We start from the raw sequence: 8,735 nt of genomic DNA on the forward strand, positions 1-8,735 counted from the left end.
GATTAACAGGAAAACAGAACGTTATTACCTGTAGATCCTGACAATCCCATCCTTCCTGTCGCTATTTCCCGGATTGATCGGAATGTCTGGCAACAGTATTGGCCATCTGTTCGTCGTCACCAGCTTTGGCGAGAGCCACGGCCCCGCCATCGGCTGCGTGGTGGACGGCTGCCCGCCCGGGCTGGAACTGAGCGAGGCCGATCTGCAGCAGGACCTCGACCGCCGCAAGCCGGGCCAGTCGAAGTACGTCACCCAGCGCAAGGAACCGGACACGGTCCGGATCCTGTCCGGTGTGTACCAGGGGCGCACCACCGGTACGCCGATCGCGCTGCTGATCGAAAACGTGGACCAGCGCAGTTACGACTACGACAAGATCGTGGACGTGTTCCGGCCCAACCACGCCGACTACGCCTATGTACAGAAGTATGGCTTTCGCGACCCGCGCGGCGGCGGCCGCGCCTCGGCGCGCGAAACGGCGGTGCGCGTGGCCGCGGCCGGCATCGCGAAGAAGTGGCTGCGCGAACGTTACGGCATCGGGATCCACGGCTACCTGGCCCAGCTGGGCCCGATCCGCCTCGAAGTGAAGGACCTGGCGGCCGTCAACCAGAACCCGTTCTTCTGCCCGGACCCGGCGCGCGTGCCGGAGCTGGAGCGATTCATCGATAGGATCCGTAGCGAGGGCGATTCCATCGGCGCGCGGGTCAACGTGGTCGCGACGAATGTGCCGCCGGGATGGGGCGAGCCGGTCTACAGCCGGCTGGACGCCGATCTCGCCGCCGCGCTGATGAGCATCAATGCGGTCAAGGGCGTGGAGATCGGCGACGGTTTCGCCGCCGTCACGCAGAAGGGCAGCGAGCATCGCGACGAGATGACGCCGCAGGGTTTTCTGTCCAATCACTCCGGCGGCATCGCCGGCGGCATTTCCACCGGCCAGGACGTGGTGGCCAGCATCGCGCTCAAGCCGACCTCGAGCATCGCCATCCCCGGCAAGACCATCAACGTGAAGGGCGAGGCTGCCCAGGTGCGCACCACCGGCCGGCATGATCCCTGTGTCGGGATCCGCGCCACGCCGATTGCCGAGGCGATGATGGCGCTGGTGCTGATGGACCATGCGCTGCGCCACCGCGCGCAGTGCGGCGATGTCGTGCCGTCCACCCCGCGGATTCCCGCAATCAAGAAATAGAACAGGATGCTCGGGATTTCACAGGATGAGCAGGATAAAAGTCGCCTTGCTTCAAGAACGAACTCATCCTGCTCGTCCTGAAACATCCTGTTAATCCTGTTCTATTCTCGAATGCTCCGCTAATGTCGGCACCTCTGCCCTACGCCCGCCTGTCGGGCTTTTATTTTTTCTACTACGCCGCCATCGGCGCCTTCCTGCCGTACTGGGGCCTGTACCTGCAGTGGCGCGGCTACACGCCGCTGGACATCGGCATCGCCTCTGGCGCCTATTCCGGCGTGCGCATCATCGCGCCGCTGGCCTGGGGCTGGCTGGCCGATCACTGGCAGGTGCGGCTGCCGATGATCCGTATCGCCGCGCTGCTGGCGCCGCTGACCTTTGCCGTGCCGCTGGAGGGCGGGCAGCTGGCCTGGCTGGTCGTGCAGATGCTGTTGCTGAGTTTCTGCCTCAACGCCGTGCTGCCGCAGCTCGAGGTGCTGACGCTCAACCACCTGTATCGCCGCGAGGGTGACTATGGCGTGATCCGCCTGTGGGGCTCGGTCGGCTTCGTGCTGGCGGTGCTGGTGCTGGGTCCGGTTCTGGACCAGACCGGCCTGAAGCCGGTGCCGTGGCTGATTGCCGGCCTCCTGCTGGCCATGGGCCTGCTGAGTCTCAGCGTGCCGGATGCACGGGCGCAGGAAGAGCCGACCGGGTCGGCCGAGGGCCTGCTGCGGGTCATCCGGCGGCCCGAGGTGATTGCGCTGCTGGTGGCCTGCTTCCTGTCGCAGCTCAGCTTCGCGCCGTATTACAGCTTCTTCTCGCTGTACCTGGAGCAGCATGGCTACAGCAAGACCAGCATCGGCCTGCTGTGGAGCCTGGGCGTGATCGCCGAGGTGGGTGTGTTCGTCTACATGGCGCGGCTGCTGGGGCGCTTCGGCGCTCGCAGCCTCATGCTGTGGGCGCTGGGACTGACCGCGCTGCGCTGGGCATTGCAGGTGATCTTTGTGGACCAGCTGGCGATGCTTCTGCTGATCCAGTGCCTGCACCTGGCCAGCTTCGGCGTGTATCACGCCGTATCGGTGCACCTGATCCACCAGATGTTTCGCGGCCGCCTGCAGGGGCGCGGACAGGCGTTCTACAGCGCGGTCAGCTTCGGCGCCGGCGGCGCGCTGGGCGCGCTGCTGAGCGGCCACCTGTGGGAAACGCTCTCGCCGGATTCGGTGTACTGGATGGCGGCGGTATCGGCCGCGCTCGGCTGGTGGGTGGCGTGGCGGTGGCTGAAGCTTGAAACACCGGCGCGCAACGCCGCCTGACGCATTAGCGCAATGAGCCCAGCAGCGCTTCCGCCGCATTCGACAGGCTGCGGCGCTCGTGCCAGACCACACCCAGCCGGCGTGCCAGGCGTATCTCCGGCACTTTCAGTCTGACGATGGTTTCGTCCGCCATGGAGTCGGGCAGGGCGCTCCAGCCCAGGCCGATGCTGACCAGCATCTTCAAGGTCTCGAGGTAATTCGTCGCCAGCCGCACGCGCGGTTCCAGGCCGAGCGCGTTGAAGGCCTTTTTCACGATGCCGTGGGTGTAAGTCTTCTCGTCCGGCAGCAGGGCGGGATAGCCGGCGAGATTGCGCACGCCGATTTTTTTCTGCCGCGCCAGCGGATGGTTCGGCGCCACCACGATGCTCATCGGGTCGGGCCAGATCTCGCGCTGTTCCAGCCGCGGCAGCGGTTCGGGTGGCAGGGTGACGATGCCCAGTTCCAGTTTGCCCTGTTCTACCGCGAGGCAGGCCTCTTCCGAATCCATGAAATGGATGTCCAGGTCCACATCCGGATATTGGTGGACGTAGGCGCGCAGCACTGGCGGCAGGCGGTGCAGGCCGATGTGGTGGCTGGTGCCGATGGACAGCCGGCCGCTCACCCTGCCGGACAGGCGGGTCAGGGCCCGGCGGCTGTCCTCGATCTCCTGCAGTACGCGCCGGGCGTGGGGCAGCAGGGTCTGGCCTGCTTCGGTCAGGTGCACTTCGCGTCCGATGCGATCGAACAGGGGCCGGCCGAGCTGCGCTTCCAGCGCGGCGATACGCTTGCTGACTGCCGGCTGGCTCAGGTGCAGTGCCTCGGCAGCGCGGGAAAAAGATGCGGATTCAGCGACTTCGACGAAGGCCTTGAGGAATTGCGTGTCCATGGCGGCGGCCCTACAAATTCTATAATGGAATAGAATATATGAAAACGATTCATTTGAGTAATTGATGGAGACTGCCTAAACTTTGCTCACCTCAAAGGCAGTGGATACCGGCCTGCGCCGGTACGATGGACTTCAAAGCCATGAACGCCAGAACGCTGTACGACAAGATCTGGGACGACCATGTGGTCCGCGTGGATGAGAGCGGCACGGCGCTGCTGTACATCGATCGCCACCTGGTGCACGAGGTGACCAGCCCGCAGGCTTTCGATGGCCTGCGCATGGCCGGCCGCAAGCCGTGGAGGGTCTCGGCCAACCTGGCGGTGGCCGACCACAACGTGCCCACCACCCCGGACCGTACGCAAGGCATTGCCGATCCGATCTCGCGCGCCCAGGTCGAGGCGCTGGATGCCAATGCCGCGGAATTCGGCATCACCGAATTCCGGATGAACGACATCCGCCAGGGCATCGTGCACGTGATTGGTCCGGAGCAGGGCGCGACCCTGCCGGGCATGACCATCGTCTGTGGCGATTCGCATACTTCCACGCACGGCGCCTTCGGCGCGCTGGCCTTCGGCATCGGCACCTCCGAGGTCGAGCACGTGCTGGCAACGCAGTGCCTGCTGCAGAAGAAGTCGAAGTCCATGCTGATCAGCGTGGACGGGCAGGTGGCGCCGGGCATCACCGCCAAGGACATCGTACTGGCGATCATTGGAAAGATCGGCACCGCCGGTGGCACCGGCCATACGATCGAGTTCGGCGGCGAGGCGATCCGTGCGCTGTCCATGGAAGGCCGCATGACGGTCTGCAACATGAGCATCGAGGCCGGCGCGCGCGCCGGCATGGTGGCGGTGGACGACGTCACGATCGAATACGTGAAGGGGCGGCCCTTCGCGCCGAAGGGCGCGGACTGGGACAAGGCCGTGGCCTACTGGCGCACGCTCCATTCCGATGCAGGCGCGCACTACGACAAGGTGGTGCGCCTGAATGCCGCCGACATCCGCCCGCAAGTGACCTGGGGCACCTCGCCGGAAATGGTGGTGCCGGTGGACGCGCACGTGCCCGATCCTGCCGACGTGAGCGATCCGGTCAGGCGCGAGAGCATGGCGCGCGCCTTGCAGTACATGGGTCTGGAGCCGGGCACGCCGATCGAACAGATCCGCGTGGACAAGGTGTTCATCGGTTCGTGTACCAACTCGCGCATCGAGGACCTGCGCGCGGCCGCGCAACTGGTGAAGGGCAAGCGTGTCGCATCGAACGTCAAATTGGCGCTGGTGGTGCCGGGCTCGGGCCTGGTCAAGCGACAGGCCGAGGCCGAAGGCCTGGATCGCGTCTTCAAGGCCGCGGGCTTCGAATGGCGCGAGCCGGGCTGCTCGATGTGTCTGGCGATGAACGCCGACCGCCTGGAACCGGGCGAGCGCTGCGCCTCGACCAGCAACCGCAACTTCGAGGGCCGGCAGGGGCAGGGCGGGCGCACCCATCTGGTCAGCCCCGCCATGGCCGCGGCCGCCGCGGTGGCGGGACATTTCGTGGACATCCGGAAGATATAAAAGGCTCGCATATGAACGCGAATGTACGGGCAACTCGCTTATGGAAACCAAGTCGCTTATCCGCGTGGATTGGCGTTCATTCGCGGACTCTCGGGGATTTCGATCATGAAACCTTTCAACGTCGTTAACGGCCGGGTCGCGCCGCTGGACCGCAGCAACGTGGACACCGACGCGATCATCCCGAAGCAGTACCTCAAGTCGATCCGCAAGACCGGCTACGGCCCGTTCCTGTTCGACGACTGGCGCTACCTGGATGCGGGCGACCTGGGCGTGGACCCGGCCACCCGCCGGCCCAACCCGGCGTTCGTGCTCAACCAGCCGCGTTACGCCGGCGCCGAGATCCTGCTGGCACGCCAGAACTTCGGCTGCGGCTCCTCGCGCGAGCATGCGGTCTGGGCGCTGGCAGACTATGGCTTCCGCGTCGTGATCGCGCCGAGCTATGCCGATATCTTCTTCAACAACTGTTTCAAGAACGGCGTGCTGCCGGTGATCCTGGCCGAGGCGCAGGTGGACCAGCTGTTCCGCGAGGCGCAGGCGACCGAAGATTACCGGTTGACCATCGACCTGCCGGCGCAAACGGTCACCACGCCCGCGGGCGAGCGCTTCCATTTCGAGGTGGACGCCTTCCGCAAGCACTGCCTGGTCAATGGCCTGGACGACATCGGCCTGACGCTGCAGCACGCGGACGAGATCCGCGCCTACGAGGCCAAGCGCAAGCAGCAGGCGCCGTGGCTGTTCAGCTAGCACCGGCTTCGGGGCTTGTCGGAGCGAAGTAAAGCGCAGCCGAGCGGGAGCCCGAAGGGTGAGCGAAGCGAATCGAGGTACGAGGCGCAGGGGAGCCGAGACATGGCGAAGGCTCCCCAAGCGGCGGCGAGGCGAGCCATGAGCGGAAACAAGCCCGAAGCCGGGTGCGATTGGGAAATGAGAGATGACTAAAAAAATTCTGGTTTTGCCCGGTGACGGCATTGGGCCGGAGATCGTCGCGCAGGCCGTGGCCGTGCTCGAGCAGCTCAAGGCCAAGCACGGCCTCGACGTCGAGCTGGACCAAGCCCTGCTGGGCGGCTGCGCGGTGGACGCCACCGGCGAGCCTTATCCGGCCGAAACGCAAAAGAAGGCACGTGCCGCCGACGCGATTCTGCTCGGTGCCGTCGGTGGGCCGAAGTATGACGCGCTGCCGCGTGCACAGCGGCCGGAGCGCGGCCTGCTGGCGATCCGCAAGGACCTCGGCCTGTTCGCCAACCTGCGCCCGGCCACGGTGTTCCGGGAACTCGCGGCGGCGTCCTCGCTCAAACCGGAGCTGGTGGCGGGCCTCGACATCCTGATCGTGCGCGAGCTGACCGGCGACATCTACTTCGGCGAGCCGCGCGGCATCGAGACCCGCAACGGCGAGCGGGTCGGCTTCAACACCATGGTCTACTCGGAGTCGGAGATCCGACGCATCCTGCGCGTGGCCTTCGAAGCCGCGCGCCAGCGCGGCAAGCGCGTTTGCTCGGTGGACAAGATGAACGTGCTGGAGTGCACGCAGCTGTGGCGCGACGTGGCCGAGGAGGTCGCCAAGGATTATCCCGACGTGCAACTGACGCACATGCTGGTGGACAACGCCGCCATGCAGCTGGTGCGAAACCCCAGGCAGTTCGACGTGATGGTCACCGGCAACATGTTCGGCGACATCCTCTCGGACGAGGCCTCGATGCTGACCGGCTCGATCGGCATGCTTCCGTCGGCGTCGCTGGACGAGCACGGCAAGGGTCTGTACGAGCCGATCCACGGCTCGGCGCCGGACATCGCCGGCAAGGGCGTGGCCAATCCGCTGGCCACCATCCTCTCGGCAGCGATGATGCTGCGCTATAGCCTGGGCCGCGCCGACCTGGCGGGCAAGGTGGAGCAGGCGGTCAGCGCAGTGCTCGAGCGTGGCCTGCGCACGGCGGATATCGCCGCGCCGGGCGAAAAGACGGTGGGCACGGCCGAGATGGGCCGGGCGGTGGTGGATCTGCTGGTCTGAGATTTTCGGGTTCGTTATTGAGGTTTGCCGGAGGCAATGTGAACAGCAAGCAATTCGATGTCGCGGTCGTGGGCGCCACCGGTGCGGTGGGCGAGGTCATGCTGCAGATCCTGCACCAGCGCAAGTTCCCGGTGCGCAACGTCTATGCCGTGGCGAGCGAGCGCTCGGCCGGCAGCCACGTCGCCTTCGGCGACCGGCAGCTGAAGGTCGAGGACCTGGCGGAGTTCGACTTCTCCAAGGCGCAGATCGGCCTGTTCTCGCCCGGCGCCTCGGTCTCGGCCGTGTATGCGCCCAAGGCCGCGGCCGCCGGCTGCGTGGTGATCGACAACACCTCGCAGTTCCGCTACGAACCCGACATTCCGCTGGTGGTGCCGGAGGTCAATCCGCAGGCGATTGCGCAATACAAGAACCGCGGCATCATCGCCAACCCGAACTGCTCCACCATCCAGATGCTGGTGGCGCTCAAGCCCATCTACGACGCGGTCGGCATCGAGCGCATCAACGTCGCCACCTACCAGTCCGTGTCCGGCACCGGCAAGCCGGCGATCGAGGAGCTGGCGGCGCAGAGCGCGCAGATGCTCAACGGGCAGGGCCAGCCGCAGCCCAAGGTTTACCCCAAGCCGATCGCATTCAACGTGCTGCCGCATATCGATGTGTTCATGGACAACGGCTACACCAAGGAAGAGATGAAAATGGTCTGGGAGACCCGCAAGATCATGGGCGACGAGCGTATCCAGGTGAATCCGACCGCGGTGCGCGTGCCGGTGTTCTATGGCCACTCGGAGGCCGTGCACATCGAAACCCGGGAGAAGATCAGTGTCGACCGTGCCCGTGAGCTGCTGCGCAAGGCGCCGGGGGTGGTGGTACTGGACGAGCGCAAGGATGGGGGCTACCCGACCGCTCTGACGGAGGGCGCCGGGCGCGATGCCACCTACGTCGGCCGGATTCGCGAGGATATCTCGCATCCTCGCGGCCTGAATTTATGGGTTGTCTCCGATAACGTGCGTAAGGGCGCGGCACTCAACAGCATTCAGATCGCGGAGGTCTTGGTCAGGGACTATTTTTAGCGTATAAAGGGACTTACGACAGGCGGCGAGAGTCCGCCGTGGGAGGCCTGGCCTCGACAGGCCCGAGGGACAGTGACGATGCGCAAACGCGCACTGGCTGCGATTTTCTGCCTCGCATGGCTCGCTGACTCGGCTTGGGCCTTGGGCCTCGGCGACATCCAGGTTTATTCCGCCCTCAATCAGCCGCTGCGGGCGGAAATCCCGCTGTTCGCCGTCAAGCCGGGCGAAATTCCCCTGATCAACGTCCAGCTCGCATCCAGCGATGCATTCGCGCGGGCGGGCGTGGAGCGCTTGCCGGTACTGAATGACCTGCGCTTCCGCGTCGTCGAAGGTGCGTCCCCGGACCAGGCCGTGCTGCAGGTCACTACGCTGCAGTCGGTGCGCGAGCCTTTCGTGTCGATGCTGCTGGAGATCGATTGGCCCGAGGGCCGGCTGGTGCGCGAGTACACCCTGCTGCTGGACCCGCCGGTGATCGCGTCCGGGCAGGTTGCTCGACAGCCGCAGACCAGCTTCGGCGAGCCCCGCTCGCCCGGCGGCTATCCGGGCCTAGAGGAATCGCCGCCGCGTGCGACCGCAGCGGGCGGTGACGGGCGCAGCTACGGCCCGGTTCGGGCGCAGGAAACGCTGTGGAGCATCGCCTATGCGCTGCGCCCGGACGACAGCATCCCGATGAGACAGATGATGCAGGCCATCTACGAGGCCAATCCCGAGGCCTTCGACGGCAGCATCAGCCGCATTCGTGCCGGGAGCATGCTGCGCATCCCCCCCGCCGACGAGATTCG

General features: G+C 65.7%; 8 protein-coding genes. 7 read left to right on the forward strand and 1 reads right to left on the reverse strand.

The genetic code is table 11. From position 1 onward, the window contains the following. The first annotated feature begins 82 nt into the window (after nucleotides 1–82). Nucleotides 83–1,183: a chorismate synthase gene (gene aroC, locus VNJ47_13670; protein ID HXG29883.1), complete on the forward strand. Its 1,101-nt coding sequence runs from the start codon at nucleotides 83–85 to the stop codon at nucleotides 1,181–1,183. A 122-nt stretch (nucleotides 1,184–1,305) separates the two neighbouring features. Continuing rightward, a complete protein-coding gene (locus VNJ47_13675; GenBank protein HXG29884.1) occupies nucleotides 1,306–2,472 on the forward strand; it encodes an MFS transporter in 1,167 nt (388 codons plus the stop codon). Between the two features lie 4 nt (nucleotides 2,473–2,476). On the opposite strand, the gene VNJ47_13680 is transcribed toward VNJ47_13675, so the two are convergent. Continuing rightward, nucleotides 2,477–3,337, reverse strand: coding sequence for a LysR family transcriptional regulator (locus tag VNJ47_13680; protein HXG29885.1), 861 nt, complete (start codon nucleotides 3,335–3,337; stop codon nucleotides 2,477–2,479). Between the two features lie 140 nt (nucleotides 3,338–3,477). Between VNJ47_13680 and leuC the strand changes: the two genes are divergently transcribed. The 5 genes from leuC to VNJ47_13705 form a co-directional block, all read left to right on the forward strand. After that, the gene (gene leuC, locus VNJ47_13685) at nucleotides 3,478–4,884 is read left to right on the forward strand and encodes a 3-isopropylmalate dehydratase large subunit (protein HXG29886.1); all 1,407 of its coding nucleotides are present in this window, start codon (nucleotides 3,478–3,480) and stop codon (nucleotides 4,882–4,884) included. A 105-nt stretch (nucleotides 4,885–4,989) separates the two neighbouring features. Next, entirely contained in the window at nucleotides 4,990–5,628 is a 639-nt protein-coding gene (gene leuD, locus VNJ47_13690; protein HXG29887.1) for a 3-isopropylmalate dehydratase small subunit, read from the forward strand. A gap of 184 nt (nucleotides 5,629–5,812) precedes the next feature. Further along, nucleotides 5,813–6,886 carry a 3-isopropylmalate dehydrogenase gene (gene leuB, locus VNJ47_13695; protein HXG29888.1) on the forward strand — a complete coding sequence of 358 codons (1,074 nt, stop codon included), beginning with the start codon at nucleotides 5,813–5,815 and terminating at the stop codon, nucleotides 6,884–6,886. Nucleotides 6,887–6,924: 38 nt separating this feature from the next. Next, a complete protein-coding gene (locus tag VNJ47_13700) occupies nucleotides 6,925–7,953 on the forward strand; it encodes an aspartate-semialdehyde dehydrogenase (protein ID HXG29889.1) in 1,029 nt (342 codons plus the stop codon). A gap of 78 nt (nucleotides 7,954–8,031) precedes the next feature. Next, nucleotides 8,032–8,735 (forward strand): FimV/HubP family polar landmark protein (locus VNJ47_13705; GenBank protein HXG29890.1); only part of this gene is annotated, 704 nt, incomplete at its 3' end.

This window comes from Nevskiales bacterium (genome assembly GCA_035574475.1).
In the GTDB taxonomy this organism is placed as follows: Bacteria; Pseudomonadota; Gammaproteobacteria; order Nevskiales; family DATLYR01; genus DATLYR01.